Source organism: Rhizobium quercicola (assembly GCF_021168455.1).
Taxonomy (GTDB): Bacteria; Pseudomonadota; Alphaproteobacteria; order Rhizobiales; family Rhizobiaceae; genus Ferranicluibacter; species Ferranicluibacter quercicola.
Genome location: NZ_JAJOZR010000002.1, coordinates 302,999 through 325,222 on the forward strand (window position 1 = coordinate 302,999; position 22,224 = coordinate 325,222).

At 65.5% G+C, this 22,224-nt stretch carries 23 protein-coding genes; 4 read left to right on the forward strand and 19 right to left on the reverse strand.

Annotated features, from left to right (window positions below; genetic code table 11):
- Window positions 1-33: 33 nt before the first annotated feature.
- The 14 genes from LRX75_RS04870 to sdhC form a co-directional block, all read right to left on the reverse strand.
- Window positions 34-447 carry an MAPEG family protein gene (locus LRX75_RS04870; RefSeq protein WP_231812364.1) on the reverse strand — a complete coding sequence of 138 codons (414 nt, stop codon included), beginning with the start codon at window positions 445-447 and terminating at the stop codon, window positions 34-36.
- A 60-nt stretch (window positions 448-507) separates the two neighbouring features.
- Window positions 508-1,755: a 2-oxoglutarate dehydrogenase complex dihydrolipoyllysine-residue succinyltransferase gene (gene odhB, locus LRX75_RS04875; RefSeq protein WP_231812366.1), complete on the reverse strand. Its 1,248-nt coding sequence runs from the start codon at window positions 1,753-1,755 to the stop codon at window positions 508-510.
- A gap of 239 nt (window positions 1,756-1,994) precedes the next feature.
- On the reverse strand, window positions 1,995-4,991 hold the full coding sequence (locus tag LRX75_RS04880; protein WP_113149973.1) for a 2-oxoglutarate dehydrogenase E1 component: 2,997 nt from the start codon (window positions 4,989-4,991) through the stop codon (window positions 1,995-1,997).
- A gap of 223 nt (window positions 4,992-5,214) precedes the next feature.
- Window positions 5,215-6,117: a succinate--CoA ligase subunit alpha gene (gene sucD / locus LRX75_RS04885; protein ID WP_231812368.1), complete on the reverse strand. Its 903-nt coding sequence runs from the start codon at window positions 6,115-6,117 to the stop codon at window positions 5,215-5,217.
- 3 nt (window positions 6,118-6,120) lie between these two features.
- Window positions 6,121-6,498 (reverse strand): hypothetical protein, encoded by a 378-nt coding sequence (locus tag LRX75_RS04890; RefSeq protein WP_231812370.1) that lies wholly within the window; start codon window positions 6,496-6,498, stop codon window positions 6,121-6,123.
- 4 nt (window positions 6,499-6,502) lie between these two features.
- A complete protein-coding gene (sucC, locus tag LRX75_RS04895; RefSeq protein ID WP_231812372.1) occupies window positions 6,503-7,699 on the reverse strand; it encodes an ADP-forming succinate--CoA ligase subunit beta in 1,197 nt (398 codons plus the stop codon).
- Between the two features lie 31 nt (window positions 7,700-7,730).
- Window positions 7,731-8,693: a malate dehydrogenase gene (gene mdh / locus LRX75_RS04900; RefSeq protein ID WP_113149763.1), complete on the reverse strand. Its 963-nt coding sequence runs from the start codon at window positions 8,691-8,693 to the stop codon at window positions 7,731-7,733.
- A 188-nt stretch (window positions 8,694-8,881) separates the two neighbouring features.
- Window positions 8,882-9,976 carry a cell division protein ZapE gene (gene zapE, locus LRX75_RS04905; protein ID WP_420851155.1) on the reverse strand — a complete coding sequence of 365 codons (1,095 nt, stop codon included), beginning with the start codon at window positions 9,974-9,976 and terminating at the stop codon, window positions 8,882-8,884.
- Window positions 9,977-10,113: 137 nt separating this feature from the next.
- Window positions 10,114-10,662: a protease inhibitor Inh/omp19 family protein gene (locus LRX75_RS04910; RefSeq protein ID WP_231812376.1), complete on the reverse strand. Its 549-nt coding sequence runs from the start codon at window positions 10,660-10,662 to the stop codon at window positions 10,114-10,116.
- Window positions 10,663-10,822: 160 nt separating this feature from the next.
- Window positions 10,823-11,602 (reverse strand): succinate dehydrogenase iron-sulfur subunit, encoded by a 780-nt coding sequence (locus LRX75_RS04915; protein WP_231812378.1) that lies wholly within the window; start codon window positions 11,600-11,602, stop codon window positions 10,823-10,825.
- Window positions 11,595-12,059 (reverse strand): DUF3052 domain-containing protein, encoded by a 465-nt coding sequence (locus LRX75_RS04920; protein WP_231812380.1) that lies wholly within the window; start codon window positions 12,057-12,059, stop codon window positions 11,595-11,597. Before LRX75_RS04920 ends, LRX75_RS04915 begins: the two co-directional genes overlap by 8 nt.
- Before the next feature lie 2 nt (window positions 12,060-12,061).
- On the reverse strand, window positions 12,062-13,924 hold the full coding sequence (gene sdhA / locus LRX75_RS04925) for a succinate dehydrogenase flavoprotein subunit (RefSeq protein ID WP_231812382.1): 1,863 nt from the start codon (window positions 13,922-13,924) through the stop codon (window positions 12,062-12,064).
- A 4-nt stretch (window positions 13,925-13,928) separates the two neighbouring features.
- Window positions 13,929-14,309, reverse strand: coding sequence for a succinate dehydrogenase, hydrophobic membrane anchor protein (gene sdhD, locus LRX75_RS04930; protein WP_110735417.1), 381 nt, complete (start codon window positions 14,307-14,309; stop codon window positions 13,929-13,931).
- 10 nt (window positions 14,310-14,319) lie between these two features.
- Window positions 14,320-14,712 (reverse strand): succinate dehydrogenase, cytochrome b556 subunit, encoded by a 393-nt coding sequence (gene sdhC / locus LRX75_RS04935; protein WP_113149757.1) that lies wholly within the window; start codon window positions 14,710-14,712, stop codon window positions 14,320-14,322.
- Between the two features lie 301 nt (window positions 14,713-15,013).
- On the opposite strand from sdhC, the gene LRX75_RS04940 reads away from it, so the two are divergent.
- Entirely contained in the window at window positions 15,014-15,523 is a 510-nt protein-coding gene (locus tag LRX75_RS04940; protein WP_231812384.1) for a hypothetical protein, read from the forward strand.
- Between the two features lie 30 nt (window positions 15,524-15,553).
- On the opposite strand, the gene LRX75_RS04945 is transcribed toward LRX75_RS04940, so the two are convergent.
- Genes LRX75_RS04945 through tsaD form a run of 5 tightly spaced genes read right to left on the reverse strand, consistent with a single transcriptional unit; the run spans window position 15,554 to window position 19,063 of the window.
- On the reverse strand, window positions 15,554-16,198 hold the full coding sequence (locus LRX75_RS04945) for a class I SAM-dependent methyltransferase (protein WP_231812386.1): 645 nt from the start codon (window positions 16,196-16,198) through the stop codon (window positions 15,554-15,556).
- A gap of 10 nt (window positions 16,199-16,208) precedes the next feature.
- Entirely contained in the window at window positions 16,209-16,652 is a 444-nt protein-coding gene (locus LRX75_RS04950) for an EVE domain-containing protein (RefSeq protein ID WP_231812388.1), read from the reverse strand.
- Window positions 16,653-16,658: 6 nt separating this feature from the next.
- Window positions 16,659-16,949 carry a YciI-like protein gene (locus LRX75_RS04955; RefSeq protein ID WP_231812390.1) on the reverse strand — a complete coding sequence of 97 codons (291 nt, stop codon included), beginning with the start codon at window positions 16,947-16,949 and terminating at the stop codon, window positions 16,659-16,661.
- 18 nt (window positions 16,950-16,967) lie between these two features.
- Entirely contained in the window at window positions 16,968-17,972 is a 1,005-nt protein-coding gene (locus LRX75_RS04960) for an NAD(P)H-dependent glycerol-3-phosphate dehydrogenase (protein ID WP_231812392.1), read from the reverse strand.
- Window positions 17,969-19,063, reverse strand: coding sequence for a tRNA (adenosine(37)-N6)-threonylcarbamoyltransferase complex transferase subunit TsaD (tsaD, locus tag LRX75_RS04965; protein ID WP_231812394.1), 1,095 nt, complete (start codon window positions 19,061-19,063; stop codon window positions 17,969-17,971). The genes LRX75_RS04960 and tsaD overlap by 4 nt, the downstream gene beginning before the upstream one ends.
- Window positions 19,064-19,138: 75 nt before the next feature.
- Between tsaD and hemC the strand changes: the two genes are divergently transcribed.
- From hemC to LRX75_RS04980, 3 genes are all read left to right on the forward strand, one after another.
- The gene (gene hemC, locus LRX75_RS04970; RefSeq protein ID WP_231812396.1) at window positions 19,139-20,068 is read left to right on the forward strand and encodes a hydroxymethylbilane synthase; all 930 of its coding nucleotides are present in this window, start codon (window positions 19,139-19,141) and stop codon (window positions 20,066-20,068) included.
- Between the two features lie 4 nt (window positions 20,069-20,072).
- The gene (locus tag LRX75_RS04975) at window positions 20,073-20,777 is read left to right on the forward strand and encodes a uroporphyrinogen-III synthase (protein ID WP_231812398.1); all 705 of its coding nucleotides are present in this window, start codon (window positions 20,073-20,075) and stop codon (window positions 20,775-20,777) included.
- Between the two features lie 87 nt (window positions 20,778-20,864).
- The gene (locus tag LRX75_RS04980; RefSeq protein WP_231812400.1) at window positions 20,865-22,214 is read left to right on the forward strand and encodes a hypothetical protein; all 1,350 of its coding nucleotides are present in this window, start codon (window positions 20,865-20,867) and stop codon (window positions 22,212-22,214) included.
- The last annotated feature ends 10 nt before the right edge of the window (window positions 22,215-22,224 follow it).

Below are 22,224 nucleotides of genomic sequence, written 5' to 3' on the forward strand. Positions count from 1 at the left end.
TCGATATCAGGCGTCGGGTCGCAACCCGGCGCTTCAGAAAACCAGAACGAGGCCCATCAGGCCGAGGCCGAAGAGGGCGCCCAGCCAGACGAGGGACCGGATATAGGGGATGCCCGCGAGATAGAGCGGAATGTAGACGATGCGGCAGGCAAACCAGATCCAGGCGCCGATGAGGCCCCAGCCCGAGGGGTCGCCGGCAAGGGCGAGACCGAGAGCGAGGCCGACGAAGGCCGGATAGGTTTCCTGCAGGTTCTTCGACGCCCGCTGAGCCCGGCCGACGAGCACGCCCTTCGGCTGCTCGTCGCCGTCGCGCGGGCCCGCATTCCAGCCGGAACCGAGTTCGCGGGTCACCAGCATGCCGTGCAGGCAGATCTGGAAGACGAGCAGGACCACGCTCCAGGCGACGAGCGCCGGAAAGGGCGAGGCGGCAATCACGGTCGGTTCCATGCAGGCATCTTTCGGTCAGGCAAAAGGCCCGCCCGTGCGGGCAGGCCTCGGGAGCGCGTCTTACAGGTCGAGAACGAGACGTTCCGGATCTTCGAGGCTTTCCTTGACGCGGACGAGGAAGGTCACGGCTTCCTTGCCGTCGACGATGCGGTGGTCGTAGGAGAGGGCGAGATACATCATCGGGCGGATGACGATCTGGCCGCCGACGACGACCGGGCGATCCTGGATCTTGTGCATGCCGAGAATGCCGGACTGCGGGGCGTTGAGGATCGGCGAGGACATCAGCGAGCCGTAGACGCCGCCATTGGTGATGGTGAAGGTGCCGCCCTGCATGTCGGCCATCGACAGCGAGCCGTCACGGGCAGCCTTGGCGAGGCGGCCAAGTTCCTTCTCGATCTGGGCGATCGACATCTGGTCGGCATCGCGGATGACGGGGACGACGAGGCCCTTGTCCGTGCCGACGGCCATGCCGACGTGGCAGAAGTTCTTGTAGACCAGATCCGTGCCGTCGATCTCGGCGTTGACCGCCGGCAGTTCCTTCAGCGCATGCGTCACGGCCTTGGTGAAGAAGCCCATGAAGCCCAGCTTCACGCCATGCTTCTTCTCAAAGACGTCCTTGTACTTGGTGCGCAGGTCCATGACCGCCTTCATGTCCACCTCGTTATAGGTGGTCAGCATGGCGGCGGTGTTCTGGGCGTCCTTGAGGCGCTTGGCAATGGTCTGGCGCAGGCGCGTCATCTTCACGCGCTCCTCGCGCGGCGCGTCGGCCGCGTTCGAGGGACCGCGTGCCGGGGCCTTGGCCTGTTCGGCCGGGGCAGCCGGCGCCTGCAGGCCGCGATTGACGGCGGCGATCACGTCGCCCTTCAGCACCTGGCCGCGCTTGCCGGAGCCGTCGACGTCCTCTGCCGAGACATTGTTCTCAGCGAGCATCTTGGCGGCAGCCGGTGCGGGCGGCATGGACGAGGGGGCAGACGGCGACGCCGCCTGCGCGTCCGCAGCCGGCTTTTCGGCAGCCGGGGCAGGCGCTGCGGCTTCGGCGGGCTTGGCCGCCGGGGCGGCGCCGGCACCGGCGCCCTCGCCGATCTGGCCGAGGAGCGCGCCGAGACCGACCGTCTCGCCTTCCTTGGCGACGATTTCCGACAGCGTGCCGGAGGCCGGTGCGGGGACCTCAATGGTGACCTTGTCGGTTTCGAGCTCCAGCAGCGGCTCGTCGGCGTTCACGGTGTCGCCGACCTTCTTGAACCAGGTGCCGATCGTGGCTTCGCTGACGGATTCACCCAGGGTGGGCACGCGGATTTCGGTTGCCATTGTTAAAACGTCCTGATGTTGCGGGCGCTGCTGCCAAACCGGTCAGTCGCGCCTGAAAGGGGAAGAAGGGGGGAAGCAGACCGCGGCGGAACGGCGTTCCGCCCACGGGACCGGCCATGAGACAGGCCGGCATCATCGGGCCGACAGTCCCGCCACCCCGCCGGACGGGCGAGGCCGGCTGCCGATGCAGCGGTCCGCCCGATCCGTGGTGTGGTGGAAAGCGTGCCCATATCGACGCGTCAGCCTCCGAGCGCGTCTTCGAGGAAGGCGGCAAGCTGAGCCAGATGCTTCGACATCAGGCCCGTTGCCGGCGAGGCTGCGGCCGGGCGGCCGGTGTAGCGCACCCGCTGGTACTTCGCATCGATATGCGCCAGCACCCATTCCAGATAGGGATCGATGAACGACCAGGATCCCATGTTCTTGGGCTCTTCCTGGCACCAGACCATCTCCGCATTGCGGAAGCGGCTGAGCTCGTTGATCAGCGCCTTGGCCGGGAACGGATAGAGCTGTTCCAGACGCAGCAGGTAGATGTCGTCGATGCCGCGCTTTTCGCGCTCTTCCAGGAGGTCGTAATAGACCTTGCCCGAGCAGAGCACGACGCGGCGGATCTTCGCATCCTTCTGGAGCTTGATCGGACCGTCCTTGATGACCTCGGCATCGTCCCACAGCAGGCGGTGGAACGAGGTCTCGCCGGCCATTTCCGAGAGGCTGGAAATGGCACGCTTGTGACGCAGCAGCGACTTCGGCGTCATGATGATCAGCGGCTTGCGGAAGTCGCGCTTCATCTGGCGGCGCAGCACGTGGAAGTAGTTCGCCGGCGTCGTGACGTTGACGACCTGCATGTTGTCTTCCGCGCACATCTGCAGCCAGCGCTCCAGGCGGGCGGAGGAGTGCTCCGGACCCTGACCCTCGTAGCCGTGCGGCAGCAGGCAGACGAGGCCCGACATGCGCAGCCACTTGCGCTCGCCCGACGAGATGAACTGGTCGAAGACGACCTGCGCACCGTTGGCGAAATCGCCGAACTGGGCTTCCCACAGCGTCAGCGCATTCGGACGGGCGAGCGAGTAGCCGTATTCGAAGCCGAGCACGGCTTCTTCCGACAGCATCGAGTTGATGACCTCGTAGCGCGCCTGGGTGGGCGAGAGGTTGGCGAGCGGAATATAGCGCTCTTCCGTCTGCTGATCGTAGAGAACGGTGTGGCGCTGCGAGAAGGTGCCGCGCTCGCAATCCTGTCCCGACAGGCGGATCTTCGTGCCTTCGACGGCGAGCGATCCGAAGGCCAGCGCCTCCGCCATCGCCCAGTCGATGCCTTCGCCCGTCTGGATCATGTTGGCGCGGTTGTCCATGAAGCGCTGGATCGTCTTGTGGACGTTGAAGCCTTCCGGCACTTCCGAGAGCTTGCGGCCGATCTCCTTCAGCGACTTCATCGGCACCGAGGTCTTGCCGCGGCGCTGTTCGTCCTGATTGTCGGCGGTGCGCAGGCCCGACCAGGCCCCGTCCAGCCAGTCGGCCTTGTTGGGCTTGTAGGACTGGCCGGCCTCGAACTCCTGTTCGAGACGGGCGCGCCAGTCGGCCTTCATCTTCTCCAGTTCGCCGTCCGTGATCAGGCCTTCGGCGATCAGACGTTCGCCATAGAGCTGCACGACCGTCTTGTGGCCGCGGATGACCTTGTACATCTTCGGCTGCGTGAAGGAGGGCTCGTCGCCTTCGTTATGGCCGAAGCGGCGGTAGCAGAACATGTCGATCACGACCGGCTTGTGGAACTTCATCCGGAATTCGATGGCGATCTTGGCGGCATAGGTCACCGCTTCCGGATCGTCGCCGTTGACGTGGAAGATCGGCGCCTCGATCATCTTGGCGACGTCGGACGGGTAGGGCGACGAGCGCGAGAAGGCCGGATTGGTGGTGAAACCGATCTGGTTGTTGATGATGAAGTGCAGCGTGCCGCCGACGCGGTGACCGCGCAGGCCGGACAGGCCGAGGATTTCGGCGGTGACGCCCTGGCCCGCAAAGGCCGCATCGCCGTGCAGCAGCAGCGGCAGGACCTTGGAGCGCTCCTTGAGCGGGATCACGTCGCCTTCGAAGACCGTCGCCATCTGGTCCTGCTTGGCGCGCGCCTTGCCCATGACCACGGGATTGACGATCTCGAGATGCGAGGGGTTGGCCGTCAGCGACAGGTGGACCTTGTTGCCGTCGAACTCGCGGTCCGAGGAGGCGCCGAGGTGGTACTTGACGTCGCCGGAGCCTTCCACGTCGTCGGGTGCCGCAGAGCCGCCCTTGAACTCGTGGAACACGGCGCGATGCGGCTTGCCCATGACGTTGGTGAGAACGTTGAGGCGGCCACGGTGAGCCATGCCGAGGATGATTTCCTTCATCCCCTCCTGGCCGCCGCGCTTGATGATCTGTTCGAGCGCCGGAATGAGCGATTCGCCGCCGTCGAGGCCGAAACGCTTGGTGCCCTTGTACTTCACGTCGATGAACTGTTCGAAGCCTTCGGCCTCGATCAGCTTGGAGAGGATCGCCTTCTTGCCTTCCGGCGTGAACTCGACGCCCTTGGCGGGGCCTTCGATGCGCTCCTGGATCCAGCCTTTGATCTCGGGATCGGAGATGTGCATGAACTCGACGCCAAGCGTGGAGCAGTAGGTCCGCTCCAGGATATCGACGATCTCGCGCATCGTGGCATATTCGAGCCCGAGCACGTTATCGAGGAAGATCTTGCGGTCCATGTCGCCGGCTTCGAAGCCGTAATTGGACGGGGACAGTTCGTGATAGTCCTCGACGGGGGCTGCGATCTGCAGCGGGTCGAGCTTGGCATGCAGGTGGCCGCGCATGCGATAGGCGCGAATGAGCATGATGGCGCGGATGCTGTCGCGGGTTGCCTGATGGATGTCGGCGGGGGTGGCGGCGACACCGGTCGCCTCCGCCTTGGCTTCGGCCTTCGCCTGCACCTTCTTCTCGATGACCTTCTCGACCGTGCCCCAGTCGCCGTCGAGCGCCGATGTCAGCTCGTCGCGCGGCGTCAGCGGCCAGTTCGGCTTCTTCCAGGAGGCGCCCTTGGCGGCCTTCACGACGTCTTGCGGATTGTCGGCCAGCGCCTTGAAGAAGGACTGCCACTCGCCCGAGACGGACGACGGATCCGCTTCGTAGCGCGCGTGGAGCTGCTCAATGTAGCTCGCATTGGCGCCGTCCAGAAAGGACGTCAGTTGAAATTGCTCGTTGGCCTCTTGCCTTGCCATGGTTTTATCGCGGACCTGTCCGTCCGCCTCCTGACTTGTTGGATGCGGCCCCTGTGGATCATGCGACGTGCCGTCCCGGGCCGACTTTGCGACGGCCATCCAATACGGCCGTATGCGTGTCATTTGTTTGGCAGGACCACAGCGCGAGGCTTTGACTGCCGTCTCGTCTTAGATGGTGCAAGGGACGGCCGGCGCCAGTGGCCGGCCGTCCCTTATCGTTGCATCAGCCCTTGAGGACTTCCACCAGCGTCTTGCCGAGGCGCGCCGGGGAGGGCGAAACACGGATGCCGGCCTGTTCCATGGCGGCGATCTTGTCTTCCGCGCCACCCTTGCCGCCGGAGATCACGGCGCCTGCATGGCCCATAGTGCGGCCGGGCGGTGCGGTGCGGCCGGCGATGAAGCCGACCATCGGCTTCTTGCGGCCGCGCTTGGCTTCGTCCATCAGGAACTGCGCGGCTTCCTCTTCGGCCGAGCCGCCGATCTCGCCGATCATGATGATCGACTTGGTCTCGTCGTCGGCCAGGAACATCTCGAGCACGTCGATGAACTCGGTGCCCTTGACCGGGTCGCCGCCGATGCCGACGGCCGTGGTCTGGCCGAGGCCTTCGTTGGTCGTCTGGAACACGGCTTCATAGGTGAGCGTGCCCGAGCGCGAGAGGACGCCGACGGAGCCCTTCTTGAAGATGTTGCCCGGCATGATGCCGATCTTGCACTCGTTCGGCGTCATGACGCCGGGGCAGTTCGGGCCGATCAGGCGGGACTTCGACGCGTCGAGACGCGCCTTGACCTTGACCATGTCGGCAACCGGAATGCCTTCGGTGATGCAGACGATCAGCGGAATTTCCGCTTCGATCGCCTCGATGATGGCGGCCGCAGCGCCGGCCGGGGGAACGTAGATGACGGACGCGTCGGCGCCGGTCTGTTCCTTGCCTTCGGCAACCGTCGCGAAGATCGGCAGCGTCTCGCCCTTGGCGCCTTCCCAGGTCTCGCCGCCCTTCTTCGGGTTGATGCCGCCGACCATCTGCGTGCCGTGATAGGCAAGTGCCTGTTCGGTGTGGAACGTGCCGGTCTTGCCCGTCAGACCTTGGACGAGGATCTTGGTGTCTTTATTGATGAGAATGGACATGGATCAGTTTTCCTCTTCCTCGAATTCGAGGGAATCAAATTCTTCGAAGGCGCCGTTGGACCAGCGGTAACCCTTGCCGGACGTCGACTTTTCGTCGTGATGGCTGTCGAGGTTCTTCGACCAGTGGGTCTGGAACCAGTCGAACTGCTTGTCGGCCTTCGAGATGCCCAGCTCGCCCTTCCAGACGTACAGCGTGTCGTCCTTCGACTTCAGCTTGAAGAAGGCGACGGCATCGTCGTCATGCGTGAAATGCGCCCAGCGATCGGCCGCCTCGTCGTCGAGGTCCGGGGTCGTGTCCCAGCAGACGAAGTAGCACAGGTTGATGTCGGTCTCGTTCGGTCCGAAGGACTGGCGATTGACCGTCTTCTTTGCAGCGCTCATCGGATCAGGCACCCTTCACGGCAGCGACGATCTTCTGGGCGGCGTCGTCGAGATCGTCGGCCGAGATGACGTTGAGGCCGCTCTCGTTGATGATCTTCTTGCCGAGGTCGACGTTCGTGCCTTCGAGGCGCACGACGAGCGGCACGGTGAGGCCGACGTCCTTCACGGCTGCGATCACGCCTTCGGCAATGACGTCGCACTTCATGATGCCGCCGAAGATGTTGACCAGGATGCCCTTCACGGCCGGATCGGCGGTGATGATCTTGAAGGCCGCGGTGACCTTCTCCTTGGTGGCGCCGCCGCCGACGTCGAGGAAGTTCGCGGGCTCGGCGCCGTAGAGCTTGATGATGTCCATCGTCGCCATGGCGAGGCCGGCGCCGTTAACCATGCAGCCGATGTTGCCGTCGAGGGCGACATAAGCGAGGTCGTACTTGGACGCCTCGATTTCCTTGTCGTCTTCCTCGGTCTTGTCACGCAGCGCGACGACGTCTTCGTGGCGGAACAGGGCGTTGCCGTCGAAGGACATCTTGGCGTCGAGGACGCGCAGGCGGCCGTTGGTCATGACGATCAGCGGGTTGACCTCGAGCAGGCTCATGTCCTTCTCGACGAAGGCCTTGTAGAGGATCGGGAACAGACGCTCGCCATCGGCCTTGGCTTCGCCTTCGAGCTTCAGCGCGGCGGTGAGAGCGGCGAGGTTGTCCGCCGTCACGCCGGCGACCGGGTCGATCGCGACGTTGATGATCTTTTCCGGCGTGTCATGCGCGACGGTCTCGATGTCCATGCCGCCTTCCGTGGAGACCACGAAGGAGACCTGGCCGACGGCGCGGTCCACGAGGATGGAGAGGTAGAGTTCGCGGTCGATGTCGGCGCCGTCCTCGATGTAGAGGCGGTTCACCTGCTTGCCGGCGTCGCCGGTCTGCTTGGTGACGAGCGTGTTGCCGAGCATTTCCTTGGAATGGGAAACCGCTTCCTCGATGGTCTTGGCAAGGCGCACGCCGCCCTTGGCGTCGGGGCCGAGTTCCTTGAACTTGCCCTTGCCGCGGCCGCCGGCGTGGATCTGGCTCTTGACGACGTAGAGCGGGCCGGGAAGCGACTTCGCCGCAGCTTCAGCCTCGTCGGCCGAGAAGATCACGACACCTTCGGCAACCGGTGCGCCAAAGCTCTTCAGGAGAGCCTTGGCCTGGTATTCATGAATGTTCATGGGGAAACTTCCTGTCTGATGTCGGGAAAGATTACTTCAGGCTCGGAGCGATGCCGACGCAAGCTTCGCAGAGGCCGGCAACGGCAGCCACGGACTTGTCGAAGGCTTCCTGTTCGGCCTTGGTAAACTCGACTTCGATGATGCGCTCGATGCCACCGGCACCGATGATGGTGGGAACGCCGACATACATGTCGTTGACGCCGTACTGGCCCGAGAGATAGGCCGCGCAGGGCAGGACGCGCTTCTTGTCCTTGAGGTAGGATTCGGCCATCTCGATGGCCGAGGCGGCCGGTGCGTAATAGGCCGAGCCGGTCTTGAGCAGGCCGACGATCTCCGCGCCGCCGTCACGGGTGCGCTGGATGATCTCTTCGAGACGCTCCTTGGTGACCCAGCCCATCTTCACGAGGTCCGTCAGCGGGATGCCGCCGACCGTGGAGTAGCGGGCGAGCGGAACCATCGTATCGCCGTGGCCGCCGAGAACGAAGGCGGTGACGTCCTGAACGGAGACGTTGAATTCCTGGGAGAGGAACAGGCGGAAGCGCGAGCTATCCAGCACGCCGGCCATGCCGACGACCATGTTCCGGGGCAGGCCCGAGAACTTCTGCAGCGCCCAGACCATGGCGTCGAGCGGGTTGGTGATGCAGATGACGAAGGCGTTGGGGGCGTATTTCTTGATGCCGGCGCCGACCTGTTCCATGACCTTGAGGTTGATGCCGAGCAGGTCGTCGCGGCTCATGCCGGGCTTGCGGGCAACGCCGGCGGTGACGATGCAGACGTCCGCGCCCTCGATCGCTGCATAGTCGCTGGCGCCGGTCAGGTTGGCATTGAAGCCTTCCACCGGCGAGGACTGCGCGATGTCGAGGCCCTTGCCCTGGGGCACGCCGTCGGCGATGTCGAAGAGAACGATGTCGCCCAGTTCCTTGAGGCCGGCCAAATGTGCCAGCGTGCCGCCAATCATTCCGGAACCGATAAGTGCGATCTTGTTGCGCGCCATGAAAGTGCTTCCTTTGAGATCAAATCTGGCAAGGTCTGCAGCGACACGTCTCCGCTTTTCCGGGCGGCACCCAACCTCACGGGCGAAAGCACTAGTCGTCTCCTCAAAAAATATCAACCGATACTTTTGGAGTGAGTTTTTTCAATCGTTTAGATCAATATTTTCTTACGTAAACGTAAAAAATCCGGTCACGAATTCTTCGCATTTGCAGCATGCGCGCCGGCATATTCGCTGCTTTGCAGTTCGATGAGCCGGGAAACCGTGCGGTCGAACTCGAAGCCTTCCGTGCCGCGTTTCACGGTCAAAAGGTTTTCCGGGCGGGCGGCGGCGGATGCGAACAGGCGCGCACCCTGGTCGTAGATCGTGTCCACCAGCATGATGAACCGCTTGGTTTCGTTTCGCCGCTCGGGGTCGAGCAGCGGAATGTCGTCGATGAAGATGACACGGTAATGCGACAGGATAATGAGGTAGTCGGTCGCGCCGAGCGGGCGGGCGCAAAGATCGGCAAAGGAAAAGCGCGCGCAGTCTCCGGCTGCTGATGGAACATGGATGGTGCGGCCCTTGAAGGTGAGATCGGCGGGCGCGGGCACGAGGCCCGCCGTTGCCGTCGCCCAGGAGGTGTCGAGTGCCTGACGGGCGGCATCGTCGAGCGGGGAGGACCAGACGGGCAGGCCGCTGGTCTTTTCCAGGCGATAATCCGTCTGCGTGTCGAGCGGCACGACATCGGCATGGGCGCGCAGGAGATCGACGAAGGGCAGGAAGAGCGCGCGGTTGAGGCCGTCGCGATAGAGATCGCCCGGCTCCACATTGGAGGTGGCGACGAGGACGCAGCCGCGCTTGAAGAGTTCGCCGAACAGGCGCGACAGGATCATCGCATCGGCGATGTCGGTGACCGAGAACTCGTCGAAGCAGAGGAGACGGGCTTCCGCATAGATATCGGCAGCGACGGGCGGCATCGGGTCCGCGTCCTTCGTCTCGCCGTTCTTCAGTTTCTGCCGGTGCTTGAAGATGCGATCCTGCACCTCGGCCATGAATTCGTGGAAATGCGCGCGCCGTTTGCGCTCGATCGGTACGGTCTCGAAGAACAGATCCATGAGCATGGTCTTGCCGCGCCCGACGCCGCCATAGAGGTAGAGACCCTTGATCGGCGGGCGCTGGTCTCGCTTCGAGGCGAAGAGCCAGCCGAGCGCGTTCGACTTGCGGTTGGCGCGACTGGCGGCCAGATCGGTGGACAGGCGGTCGAGGCGGGCGGCAATGGCGAGCTGGTCCGGATCGCGGCGCATGGCGCCGCTGGCGATCCGGGCCTCGAGACGTCTGGAGATGGTGTTCTCGGCGTTTGGCACGCGCAGCCTTCCTGGCCGTCAGAAGAAAGCCCGGTGTGAGCCGGGCGCTGGAGATCTCGGCGTCGACCGCTCGGGGATCAGCGGCTCAGGCTGACGGGCTGGCCGCCATTGGTCTGGCCATCGTAGCGGGAATCGGCCGTCTTGTAGAGGCGGGCGAGCGCGTTGCCGCTGCGGTCCTTGAGGACGACCTGCTTGCCGGCCACTTCCCAGGAACCCATCTGCGTCAGCTCGCCGGCGCAACCGCGCGTGCCGCCGCGCGAGCCGGAGCCGAGATTGGTCAATGTCAGGAACATATCGCAGGAGCTGCCGCCATTCGCGACGCGCCAGTTGCCGACCATGGATTCCTTGGTGACGTCGAGCGAGGCTGCGGGTGCGGCCGGAGCGCCGGGGGGGACCTGCGCGCCACCGAGTGCGGCCGTCTGGTTGACGGGTGCGGCCGGAAACTGGGAGGTGTCGCCGCTCGTCGGCGGCGGCAGCGCGCCGCCGGACACGGAGGGAACGGGCTGCGCCTGCAGGGGGGCAGGCCCGCCCATGTCACGCTGGTCGAAAGCGCCCACTGACGTGCGCTGGCATCCCGAAAGGGCCAGCACCGCCGCCAGACCCGCCGCAACATGATATGCCCGCATTTCGAACTCCCGGTCGTCTCGCATGAAAAATGAACGTTCGAGACAGATATAGGCCGGATTAAGGTTAATCGACCTTTAAGACTGCCGAAAAACGTCCTTTCCTACAGCCCTGTGGCGGTGAAGAAACGCGGTTCCACGTTTCCTCTCGTAAAATGTCCGGTCAGACGCGGCGTTCGACCATCATCTTCTTGATCTCGCCGATCGCCTTGGCCGGGTTGAGGCCCTTGGGACAGGTCTGCGCGCAGTTCATGATGGTGTGGCAGCGATAGAGGCGGAAGGGGTCTTCCAGATTGTCCAGACGCTCGCCCTTGGCCTCGTCGCGGCTGTCGATCAGCCAGCGATAGGCCTGAAGCAGGACGGCCGGGCCGAGATAGCGATCGCCGTTCCACCAGTAGCTCGGGCAGGATGCCGAGCAGCAGGCACACAGGATGCATTCGTAGAGACCGTCGAGCTTGGCGCGATCGTCATGGCTCTGCTTCCACTCCTTGGCGGGCGCGGGCGACACCGTCTTCAGCCAGGGCTCGATCGAGCGGTGCTGGGCATAGAAGTTGGTGAGGTCAGGCACGAGGTCCTTGACGACCGGCATGTGCGGCAGGGGATAGACCTTGACCGCCCCCTTCACGTCGTCCATGCCCTTGGTGCAGGCCAGCGTGTTGGTGCCGTCGATGTTCATGGCGCAGGATCCGCAGATCCCCTCGCGACAGGAGCGGCGCAGCGTCAGCGTCGGGTCGATGTTGTTCTTGATGTAGAGCAGGGCATCCAGCACCATCGGGCCGCAATCGTCGACATCGATGAAGAAGGTGTCGATCGACGGGTTCTTGCCGTCGTCGGGGCTCCAGCGATAGACACGGAATTCGCGGGTGTTCGTGGCGCCGGCGGGCTTCGGCCACACCTTGCCCTCGGTCATCTGCGAGTTCTTGGGAAGTGCAAGTTCAACCATGTGACCCGTCCGTTCTTTCCTTGCGCCGATCCTTGCGAATGACCAGCTTGAGCCCCGACCAGATCGCATCTATCGCGGCAACCTTGACATCCACCAGATCGAGACCGAGAGCCGCTGCGCGCACGACATCCTCGGTCACGTCCGTTCTAACCTTCGAAGCTTTCTTCGGCCATGAGATCCAGATCATGCCATCCGGCGTGATCCGGTCCTGTAGCCCGGAAAGCTCGTTCTCGATCTCCGCCCTCGCGATCGTGAAGGCATGGATCGCATCGTAAACTTTTTCCGTCTCCCGGATCGCTTCCCAGGAGGGAAGCCGGTCGCAGGCGGCAAAGTCAACCGAAGCCGACAACGCCGCCAGGCTTTCCGGCAGCGCGATGAACGCCGCCGTCATTCCGGGTTTGAAACCCAGCTTCCTTGGAAGCGGCGTGCCGGAATATCCCGCCTGCGCCGCCGCCATCGTCAGTAAACGCGGGCTTTGGGCTCGATCTTGTAGGGATCGATGCCGCCTGCGAGCAATTCGGTGTGAACCGGGCGATAGTCGAGCTTGACGTCGCCGGCCTCGTTGACCCAGGCCAGCGTGTGCTTGCGCCAGTTCACGTCGTCACGACCGGCGAACGGGCCGGAGGTGTAGTCCTCGCGTGCGTGGCTGCCGCGGCTCTCCTTGCGGGCTTCCGCGCCGACGACCGTGGTGATGGCGTTGGCCATCAGGTTTTCGAGTTCCAGCGTTTCCACGAGGTCCGAGTTCCAGATCATCGAGCGGTCGGTGACCTTGATGTCGGACATCTCCGACCAGATGGCGCTCATGCGCTTGCAGCCGTTTTCGAGCGATTCCTGCGTGCGGAACACGGCGGCGTCTTCCTGCATCGTGCGCTGCATCTTTTCGCGCAGAACCGAGGTCGGCGTTCCCCCGCTGGCGTAGCGCAGTCTGTCGAGACGGCCGACGATCTTGTCGCAGGCGGCCGTGTTCAGCGCCGGGATCGGGCTTGCGCGGTCGATGACCTCGCCGGCGCGGATGGCGGCGGCGCGGCCGAAGACCACGAGGTCGATCAGCGAGTTGGAGCCCAGGCGGTTCGCGCCGTGCACCGAGGCGCAGCCGGCTTCGCCGACGGCCATCAGGCCGGGTATGATGCGCTCCGGGTTCTCGCTGTCGGCATTCAGGACCTCGCCCCAGTAATTGGTGGGGATACCGCCCATGTTGTAGTGCACCGTCGGCAGGACCGGGATCGGCTCGCGCGTCACATCGACGCCGGCGAAGATCTTGGCGCTCTCGGAAATGCCCGGCAGGCGCTCGTTGAGAACGGCGGGATCGAGATGGTCGAGATGGAGGAAGATATGGTCCTTCGCCTTGCCGACGCCGCGGCCTTCGCGGATTTCGAGCGTCATGCAGCGCGAGACGACGTCGCGCGAAGCAAGGTCCTTGGCGGACGGTGCATAGCGCTCCATGAAGCGCTCGCCTTCGGAATTGACGAGATAGCCACCTTCGCCGCGCGCACCTTCGGTGATGAGGCAGCCGGCACCGTAGATGCCGGTCGGGTGGAACTGGACGAACTCCATGTCCTGCAGCGGCAGGCCGGCGCGCGCGATCATGCCGCCGCCATCGCCCGTGCAGGTATGGGCCGAGGTGGCCGAGAAGTAAGCGCGGCCGTAGCCGCCGGTCGCGAGCACCACCATCTTGGCCGAGAAGCGGTGGATCGTGCCGTCATCCAGGCACCAGGCGACGACGCCGGTGCAGCGGCTTCCGTCATCCGACATGATCAGGTCGAGCGCGAAATACTCGATGAAGAACTCGGCATTGTGCTTCAGCGACTGGCCGTAGAGCGTGTGCAGGATGGCGTGGCCGGTCCGGTCGGCCGCGGCACAGGTGCGCTGCACCGGCGGTCCTTCGCCGTAGTTCTGCATATGGCCGCCGAAGGGGCGCTGGTAGATCTTGCCCTCGGCATTGCGCGAGAAGGGCACGCCGTAGTGCTCGAGCTCATAGACCGCCTTCGGCGCTTCCATGGCGAGATACTGCATGGCATCGACGTCGCCGAGCCAGTCGGAGCCCTTGACGGTGTCGTAGAGGTGCCACTGCCAGCTGTCCGGCGTCATGTTCTGCAGCGAGGCGGCGATGCCGCCCTGGGCTGCGACCGTGTGCGACCGCGTCGGGAAGACCTTGGTGATGCAGGCCGTCTTGAAACCCTGCTCGGCCATGCCGAGCGTGGCGCGCAATCCGGCGCCGCCGGCACCCACGACGATGACGTCGTAGGAATGGTCGACATACTGGTAGGCCTTGCCGCTGATGGAAGTCGGGCCGTTGACGGACGGTGCTTCGGTCGATGCCATGGTTCTATCCTGCAAAGGCGAGCTTCAGGATGGCGAAAAGACAGAGCCCGCCAACCGCGATCGCGAAGAATGTATTGAGCATGAGAAGGACGATCTTGATGCCTTCGGCGTGGACGTAGTCCTCGACGATCACCTGCATGCCGATCCGCATGTGGGTCAAAGCGGAGATGACGACAAGGGCCATGACCACCGCGACGAACGGATTGGCGAGCGCCGCCACCACATCCGCATGCGGCGCGCCGGCATAGGTCATGATGAAGACGACGAAGAAGATGAGAAGGGGCACGTTGGCGACGGCCGTCAGGCGCTGGCGCCAGAAATGGTCCGTGCCCTCCTTGGCCGAACCGAGACCGCGAACCTTGCCGAGTGGTGTGCGCATATCCATGATCGGGCCCTCAGCGAACGATGTAGCCGACGATCCAAAGAAGGAGCGTCACGGTGATGGAGCCGATGGCACTGGCGATGGCGAGCTTGGTGGAGAATTCCTTCTCGTAGCCATAGCCCATATCCCACATGAAGTGGCGCAGGCCGCCGAACATATGGTGGATCAGCGCCCAGGTGTAACCGAACAGGATGACCTGGCCGATGATGGTGCCGAAGAACCAGCTGGCCCAGTCGTAATAGGCCGGACCGCTCGCCGCCGCGATCAGCCACCAGGCCACCAGAACCGTGCCGAAGTAGAGCGCAGCACCCGTGATGCGGTGCACGATCGACATGAGCATGGTCGGAATGAGCTTGTAGATTTGAAGATGCGGCGAAAGCGGCCGGCTTTTGGTGACATTCGTCATCTGAACCTCACGGAACGACCGGTCAATCGTCCAGAAACTAGACTTTTTATATCCGGTTTGCGCAGGGATTGCGCAGCATTCAGTTGTGGCGAGCTTTAATCTCCGGCAGGGGTCTTCACAAGCCTGTTTGCGGTGCGAAAGAAAATTAATCGATTAGAGACGGAGGTTTATCGGAACGGCCGTTAAACGGTATTTTAACGGTTAAGCATATCCGGCGAAATCCGATGCAACCGCCTGACTTTCGGGGCGACCTGCTCCAGATTGCTCTTAACGATTTGTTAAGATCCGCCGGAGGTTCATCATGTATCGGCACGTTGCCTTGCGACCGGTCGCCGTCGCGTTTGCCCTTGCCCTGTCCGCGTTCGGACCGGCCGATGCGCGGGACGAAGGGTATCGCGGGTACTATCTCTCACCCCAGCCGGAGCAACTCGAACAGAGATCCGGCGTTCGGCTCCAGGGCGACCGGCGGCCCGTGCCGGATTACCGCGTCGTGCGCGGCGTCTTCGATGGCGAGCGCCGCTATCGCGTGCGCGAGGATGCGACGGAATACCGCCGCGGCTGGCGCGCCCCGCCCGCCATCATCGTCGGGTCCGGGCGCTATTCCGGCAATGCGAATGACTGGTATCGCCGTGGTGCCGGCAGCACTTTCAGCATCACGACTTACGACGAGGATACCGGCTACGGTGCTGTCGAACGCTATCCTGCGCCGGAAACGCGCAGCCGTGTCATCACGGTCGATCGCGGTGCGGCACGTCGCAACGACAGCGCCTGCAGTTTCGAGGCGGGTGTCTGCGTCATTCGCGGACGCTGAGGCCGGCATGCCGCGCCGTCTGGCGGCGGCTTAGCGGAAGCGCCAGACAGTGGTCTTCTTGACCTCGCTGTCCTCCAGCGCCCGCGTCACCGGAACCGCGTAGGTCGCAAGCGGCTCCATGCGGTCGCGGGGGCAATAGGCGCGGCCGGGGTCGCCGACGATGACATCGATGCCGGTGCCAACCAGATCCTCGAACCAGGGTACCAGCCGGTCGGCAAAGGCCTTGTCGTAGAAGACGTCGCCGGCAAGGAAGACGTCGCATGCGAGGGGCTCGCCGATCCGATCGGCGTTTTCATGGGTCACGGCCACGTCGTTCAGCCGGGCGTTGAGACCGATTGCGCATCGTGTCCACGGATCGGTATCCAGTGCCAGGACCGAGGCTGCGCCGGCCTTCATGGCGGCGATCGCCACCAGCCCGGAGCCGGAGGCGAAATCGGCAACGCTGCGGCCGGCCACGATTCCGGGATGATCGAGAACGTAGCGGGCAAGGCCCTGTCCGCCGGCCCAGGCAAAGGCCCAGAAGGGCGGCGGCAGGCCGATGGCGTCCAGTTCCTCCTCCGTCTTCAGCCAGAGATCATGGGCCTCGCTTGCCAGATGCAGCCGGATTTCCGGGACATGCGGGGGAGCGAGCACGCTCGTGTTCTCGCGGATGAAGCGCTCGGGGTCGGTCTTCACGCGGCGGTCTTCATGCGGGGGGCGATTCCGGCGGGTGATCGAGGCCGCCCATGCGGCAGACCTCGCGCCATTCTTCCTCCGTCACCGCCTGGACGGAGAGGCGCATGGCGGTGACGAGCTGCATGGCTTTCAGCCGCTCGCTGGCCTTGACGTCCTTCAGCGTCACGGGTTTCGGCATGTCGCAGACGGCGCGGATGTCGACGCAGTCCCAGCGGGCGTCGCCCTCGGCCGTGGAGTCGGGATGCGACAGGGCGCAGACCTCGGCGATGCCGACGATCTCCAGGCCTTCATTGGAGTGGTAGAAGAAGCCCTTGTCGCCGATCTTCATGGCGCGCATGTTGTTGCGGGCGAGATAGTTGCGCACGCCGGTCCATTCGGTGCCGGCCTTGCCGGCATCCTTCTGCATGGCCCAGGACCATTTGAACGGTTCGGATTTCCAGAGCCAGTAGGCCATTGCGCGTCACTCCGGCTTGTTGAAGACCCAGTTCCAGGCTTTGACCTCGACGGAGGCGAAGAGGCCGGCCTTGGCGTAGGGGTCCTCTGAGAAGATCGCGGTGGCCGCATCCTTCGTCTCGGCCTCGATGATGACGAGGCTGCCGTTCGGCTTGCCGTCTTCGCCCAGGAACGGGCCGGCGATCTTCAGGATGCCACGGGCATTCAGGTCGTCGAGATAGGCGACATGGGTGGGCCGCGTGTCGAGGCGGATCTGGAGTGCGCCTTCCTTGTCGGTGCAAAGGGCTGCAAAGAGCATGGTCTTGCCTTTCCGGAGCTATTCTTGAGTGATGGGGCGGGACATGAGCTGTTCGAGCGCAGTTCCCACGTCGATGGTGCCGTCGATCATGGCGGCGACGGCGAAGGTCAGCGGCATGTCGAGCCCGAGGCGGCGGGCCTCGGCGGCCGCGACGGACGCGGCGAGCGCCCCTTCGACGAGATCGGCGGTGGGCTGGGCCGCGCGGCGCTCGCGCCCGAGCGCGATGCCGTAGCGCAGGTTGCGCGACTGGTGGCTGGTGGCAGTGAGAACGAGATCGCCAAGGCCGGAGAGGCCGCGAACCGTGTCGCCCTGGCCGCCGCAGGCCGCGACGTAGCGCGAGAGTTCGGCAAGGCCGCGGGCGATCATGGCCGCGCGGGCGGATTCGCCGAGGCCGGCGCCCTCGACGATGCCGCAGGCGATGGCGAGCACGTTCTTCAGCGCGCCACCGAGCTGGACGCCCGTGCGGTCCTGCGAGGGGTAGAGGCGGAAGGTGGGGCCGGACAGGGCGGTCGCGAGCCGTGCGGCGCGCTCCGCCGACGCCGACGCGATGACCATGGCGGTCGGCAGGCCTGTGGCGATATCGGCGGCAAAGCCGGGACCGGAGAGGACGGACACCGCGAGGTCGGGCAGTTCCTCGGCGACGACCGCCGTCAGCAGCCGGCCGGTGCCGCGCTCCAGCCCCTTGGCGCAGATGACGATGTCGGTGCCCGGCGCCAGATGTGGCCGGAGCGCTTGTGCGGCCTCGCGCTGCGCCTGCGACGGCATGGCGAAGAGGACGATGCCGGCGGTGGAAACGGAGGCCGGATCAACCGTCGCGCGAAGGGCGTCGGGCAGGTCGATGCCGGGCAGGGCCTCCTCATGGCGGCGCCGGCCGAGAATGGCTTCGGCGACCTCCCTTTTGCGGGCGATGAGGGTCACATCCGCACGTCCGGTGCGGGCGATGACCGTGGCAAGCGCCGTCCCGAAGGCGCCGGCACCGACGACGGCGACCTTGTCGGCGGCAGGAAGACGCGCCTCGTTCATGCCTTGGCGCCCCGTTTGCCGAAGCCGAGCAGGGTTTCGGCGTTCGGGTCGAGCGGCCAGCGGGCGCGGGGGGACACGGAGAGATCGTCGGCAGGCAGGCCCGCGGCCATGCGCTCGGCGCCCGCCCAGGCGATCATGGCGGCATTGTCGGTGCAAAGCGCAAGCGGCGGCGCGACGAAGGCGAAGCCGTTCTTGTCGCAGAGGCTGTCGAGCGTGGCGCGCAGGGCCTGATTGGCCGCCACGCCGCCGGCAACGACGAGGGAGGGCCGGCCGACATCCGGGTAGCGGTCGCGGAAGCGCTGCAGGCCGCGGCCGATCCGGTCCTTCAGGGTGCGCGACACCGCATGCTGAAAGGAGGCGCAGATATCGGCGATATCCTGCTCGCCGACCGGTGCGATGGATTGCGCCGCCTGCCGCACCGCGGTCTTCAGGCCCGAAAAGGAGAAGTCCAGCCGGGCCTCGCCGACGAGGGGGCGGGGGAAGGCGAAGCGTTCGGGATTGCCGCTGCGGGCGGCGCGTTCCACGGCCGGGCCGCCGGGATAGGGCAGGCCCAGAAGTTTCGCCGTCTTGTCGAAGGCCTCGCCCAGCGCATCGTCGATGGTCGTGCCCCAGCGCTCGTAGTCGCCCGTGCCGCGCACCAGCACCAGCTGTGTGTGGCCGCCGGACACGAGCAGCATCAGATAGGGGAAGGCGAGGCCATGGGTCAGCCGCGCGGTCAGCGCATGGCCTTCGAGATGGTTGATGGCATAGAGCGGTTTGCCTGCGGCGCGCGCCATCGCCTTGCCGGTCATGAGGCCGACGATCAGCCCGCCGATGAGGCCCGGGCCGCTGGTGGCGGCGATGGCATCGACCTGCGACAGCGACATTTGCGCGCGGGCGAGCGCCTCGGCGATCAGCGTATCCAGCGCCTCGACATGGGCGCGGGCCGCGATTTCCGGCACCACGCCGCCATAGACGCTGTGCTCTTCGAGCTGGCTGAGCACCACGTCGCCGAGGATCTCGCCGCGCCCGTCCGTGTCGCGCAGCACGACGGAAGCGGCGGTTTCGTCGCAGCTCGTCTCGATGCCGAGAATACGCAGGGGCCGGTTCATGGGCGGGTTACTCGAAGATTGCGGTCGGGAATAAAGGGGGATACACGGACCTCCGGTAACAACGGATCGTAGCGGATGCAAACGAAACCTTTCCGGATCGGCACGCGCGGCAGCCGGCTGGCGCTGGCGCAGGCCCATGAGACGCGCGACCGGCTGATGCTGGCGCATGGCCTGCCGGAGGAGATGTTCGAGATCGTGCCGCTGTCGACGGCGGGCGATCGCATCACCGATCGCGCGCTGTCGGAAATCGGCGGCAAGGGCCTCTTCACCCAGGAGCTGGAAGACCAGCTTCTGGCGGGTACGCTCGATTTCGCCGTGCATTCGGCAAAGGACATGGCGACGCGCCTGCCGGACGGTCTGTTCCTCTCCGCCTTCCTGCCGCGCGAGGACGCGCGTGATGCCTTCATCGGCGGTACGGCGCCGACCCTGCTGGCGCTGCCCGAAGGGGCGACGGTCGGCTCGGCCTCGCTGCGGCGGCAGGCGCTGATCCGCCGGCTGCGCCCGGATATCAACGTCATCGTCTATCGCGGTCTGGTGGAGACGCGGCTGCGCAAGCTGGCCGAAGGCCAGGTGGACGGGACGCTGCTGGCGCTTGCCGGGCTGAAGCGGCTCAATCTGGAGGGTGTCGCCACCGAAATCCTCGATCCCACCTATTTTCCCCCGGCCCCGGCACAGGGCGCGATCGCCGTGGAAAGCCGGATCGGCGACACGCGGATCGATGCGCTCCTGTCGGCCATCGACGATCAGAAGACGCATGAGGCCGTGACCTGCGAGCGGGCATTTCTCGACACGCTGGACGGCTCCTGCCGCACACCCATAGCCGGCTATGCGATTTCCGACGGGGAGCAGATCTCCTTCTCCGGCATGATCCTGACGCCGGACGGAACGCAGCACCACCGGGTCTTTGCCGAAGGGCGGGCGGCGGACGCGCAAGCGATCGGGGCGCGGGCGGGCGAAGACATCCGGGCCGATGCGGCGCCCGGCTTCTTCTCCAGCTGGTCCTGAGCCGGTGCGCGTCCTCGTCACGCGCCCGGAAACCACAGCGGACACCACGCTCCGGCGGCTGGCGCTTGCCGGCCATGAGACGCTGCTTCTGCCGCTAAGCGAAGCCGAGCACCTGCCGATCCGGGCGACGGCGCTTGCCGTGTCAAGCGTGGTCGCGACCAGCGCCGAAGCATTCCGGGCGCTGCGGCAGTCGCCCGATGCCCTGCCCTCCCTGACGCGCCTTCCGGTCTACTGCGTGGGACCCGCGACGGCGGAGGCGGCGGTCGATCTCGGCTTCTCCCAGGTCCGGGTCGGTCCCGGCGACGCCGCGGGCCTCGCGGAATTGATCCTGCGTGATCGCGGCGGCGCACAAACGGGCCTTCTCCTCTATCTCGCAGGCACGCCACGGCTGCCGGAACTGGAGACGCGCATGACCGTTGCCGGCGTTCCGCTGCAGGTTCGTCTCGTCTATCGGATGCGGCCGGTCGTGCGCGCACCGGGGGAATGTTCCGCGCGCGTACAGGCTTTCGACCCGGACGCGGTCCTGTTCTACTCGCGGGAGGCGGCCCGGCAGTTCTTCTCGGAAATTGCCCCGGCGATGCTGGCCGATCGGGTGCGGATCCTCTGTCTCGGGGCCCGGATCGCCGATGCCGTGCCGCCCGGATGCCGTCACGTGGAGATTGCGCCGCGGCCGGACGAGGACGCGCTTCTCGCGCTCATCGACGCCTGAATCACGCAAATCGACCGGCGGGGCCTTTCCCTCGCCGGGGTCGGTGTCTAGGTTTATGCTGTTGACCTCACGCATAGAGAAGAGAGCATGGATCCGGAGAACCCGCCGCGCCGCACCAAGCCCGACCAGGAGCCGCTGACGATCGATCTGCATGCCACGCCGGATGCGTCCGATGGGGCGCGACCGCAGGATGCGGACGCTCGCCCCGATCCCCTGGAGCAAGAGACCGTGGCGCCCGTCTCGTCCGATGACGCCGTCGTGACGGAGACTCAGACCGGTGCCGCGGCGCATGATCCGCTCGGGGAACCTCTCTCTCCCGCTGACGCCTCGAGCGAAACGTTTTTTGACAAGAGCCGGGAGACCGAGGCGGAAGACGCGTCGCGCGCCGAAGCGGCGGCTGCCGCTTTTGCCGAGGAGCCGGCATCGTCCGCGCGCCCCGATACGGCCTCCGTTCCGCCGACACCGCCGACCCGTTCTGTGGCGGCTGCAAGCCCGTCGCGCTCCGGTGCACTGGCAGCCGGCATTCTCGGCGGTCTGATCGCGCTCGCCGGTGCCGGCGTGCTGCAATATGCAGGCATTGTTCCCTCGATCGGTCCTGCATCCTCCGGGACGGCCGATGGGGGACGCGATCTCGGTGCCGAAGTGGATGCGCTGAAGGCGCAGATCCCGGAGGCCGGCGCTTCCGGTGGAGAGGGGCTGGAACAGAGACTCGCCGCGCTCGAGCAGAGCGTCGGGGCTGCCGGCGATGCCTCCGGCACAGACACGCTGAAGGCGCAGGTCGAAAGCCTGACGCAGGAGCTTGCCAGCGTGACGTCCGGTCTCGCCGACCAGAGCCGTGCGGCGGAGGCGGCGACGTCAACGCTTTCGACGCGCATCGAGGAAGCGGAGAAGAAACTCGAGGCCCCGGCAAGCGACGTCCAACTGGCGCGCGCCATCGCAGTGACGGCGCTGAAGACCGCGATCGACCGCGGCGGACCGTTTCTGGCCGAGCTCGACGCGCTGAAGAGCGTTTCGCCGGATGACCCCGCGATCGCCGGTCTGGCCGATATCGCGCCGCGTGGCGTCGCGTCGCGCGCCGACCTCACGCGCACCTTCCCCGATACGGCCGATGCGATGCTCGCGGCCATTCGCGGCGCCGATCCGAACCAGGGTATCTTCTCGCGCCTCATCGGCAGCGCGGCCTCTGCCGTGCGCGTCCGCCCCGTCGGCAGCGTCGAGGGCACGGGACCGGAAGCCGTCGTCGCGCGCATCGAGGACCGCCTGACCAATGGCGACCTGAAGGGTGCGAGCCTCGAATGGGACGGCCTGCCGCAGCCCGCCAAGGATGCCGGCGCCGAATTCCGCACGAAGCTTGACGAACGCATCGCGGTCGAGGGCCTGATCGACGCCGCCGTGGCCGGAGCCGCATCCGGCTCCACACCCGCCAAACAGGGCTGAGGAGAGCCGA

What these genes read in the sequence shown, in the direction of transcription:
- LRX75_RS04870 (WP_231812364.1), bottom strand. Translation starts at nt 447, where the DNA reads ATGGAACCGACCGTGATTGCCGCCTCGCCCTTTCCGGCGCTCGTCGCC.
- odhB (WP_231812366.1), bottom strand. Translation starts at nt 1,755, where the DNA reads ATGGCAACCGAAATCCGCGTGCCCACCCTGGGTGAATCCGTCAGCGAA.
- LRX75_RS04880 (WP_113149973.1), bottom strand. Translation starts at nt 4,991, where the DNA reads ATGGCAAGGCAAGAGGCCAACGAGCAATTTCAACTGACGTCCTTTCTG.
- sucD (WP_231812368.1), bottom strand. Translation starts at nt 6,117, where the DNA reads ATGTCCATTCTCATCAATAAAGACACCAAGATCCTCGTCCAAGGTCTG.
- LRX75_RS04890 (WP_231812370.1), bottom strand. Translation starts at nt 6,498, where the DNA reads ATGAGCGCTGCAAAGAAGACGGTCAATCGCCAGTCCTTCGGACCGAAC.
- sucC (WP_231812372.1), bottom strand. Translation starts at nt 7,699, where the DNA reads ATGAACATTCATGAATACCAGGCCAAGGCTCTCCTGAAGAGCTTTGGC.
- mdh (WP_113149763.1), bottom strand. Translation starts at nt 8,693, where the DNA reads ATGGCGCGCAACAAGATCGCACTTATCGGTTCCGGAATGATTGGCGGC.
- zapE (WP_420851155.1), bottom strand. Translation starts at nt 9,976, where the DNA reads ATGCGCCGCGATCCGGACCAGCTCGCCATTGCCGCCCGCCTCGACCGC.
- LRX75_RS04910 (WP_231812376.1), bottom strand. Translation starts at nt 10,662, where the DNA reads ATGCGGGCATATCATGTTGCGGCGGGTCTGGCGGCGGTGCTGGCCCTT.
- LRX75_RS04915 (WP_231812378.1), bottom strand. Translation starts at nt 11,602, where the DNA reads ATGGTTGAACTTGCACTTCCCAAGAACTCGCAGATGACCGAGGGCAAG.
- LRX75_RS04920 (WP_231812380.1), bottom strand. Translation starts at nt 12,059, where the DNA reads ATGGCGGCGGCGCAGGCGGGATATTCCGGCACGCCGCTTCCAAGGAAG.
- sdhA (WP_231812382.1), bottom strand. Translation starts at nt 13,924, where the DNA reads ATGGCATCGACCGAAGCACCGTCCGTCAACGGCCCGACTTCCATCAGC.
- sdhD (WP_110735417.1), bottom strand. Translation starts at nt 14,309, where the DNA reads ATGGATATGCGCACACCACTCGGCAAGGTTCGCGGTCTCGGTTCGGCC.
- sdhC (WP_113149757.1), bottom strand. Translation starts at nt 14,712, where the DNA reads ATGACGAATGTCACCAAAAGCCGGCCGCTTTCGCCGCATCTTCAAATC.
- LRX75_RS04940 (WP_231812384.1), top strand. Translation starts at nt 15,014, where the DNA reads ATGTATCGGCACGTTGCCTTGCGACCGGTCGCCGTCGCGTTTGCCCTT.
- LRX75_RS04950 (WP_231812388.1), bottom strand. Translation starts at nt 16,652, where the DNA reads ATGGCCTACTGGCTCTGGAAATCCGAACCGTTCAAATGGTCCTGGGCC.
- LRX75_RS04955 (WP_231812390.1), bottom strand. Translation starts at nt 16,949, where the DNA reads ATGCTCTTTGCAGCCCTTTGCACCGACAAGGAAGGCGCACTCCAGATC.
- LRX75_RS04960 (WP_231812392.1), bottom strand. Translation starts at nt 17,972, where the DNA reads ATGAACGAGGCGCGTCTTCCTGCCGCCGACAAGGTCGCCGTCGTCGGT.
- tsaD (WP_231812394.1), bottom strand. Translation starts at nt 19,063, where the DNA reads ATGAACCGGCCCCTGCGTATTCTCGGCATCGAGACGAGCTGCGACGAA.
- hemC (WP_231812396.1), top strand. Translation starts at nt 19,139, where the DNA reads ATGCAAACGAAACCTTTCCGGATCGGCACGCGCGGCAGCCGGCTGGCG.
- LRX75_RS04980 (WP_231812400.1), top strand. Translation starts at nt 20,865, where the DNA reads ATGGATCCGGAGAACCCGCCGCGCCGCACCAAGCCCGACCAGGAGCCG.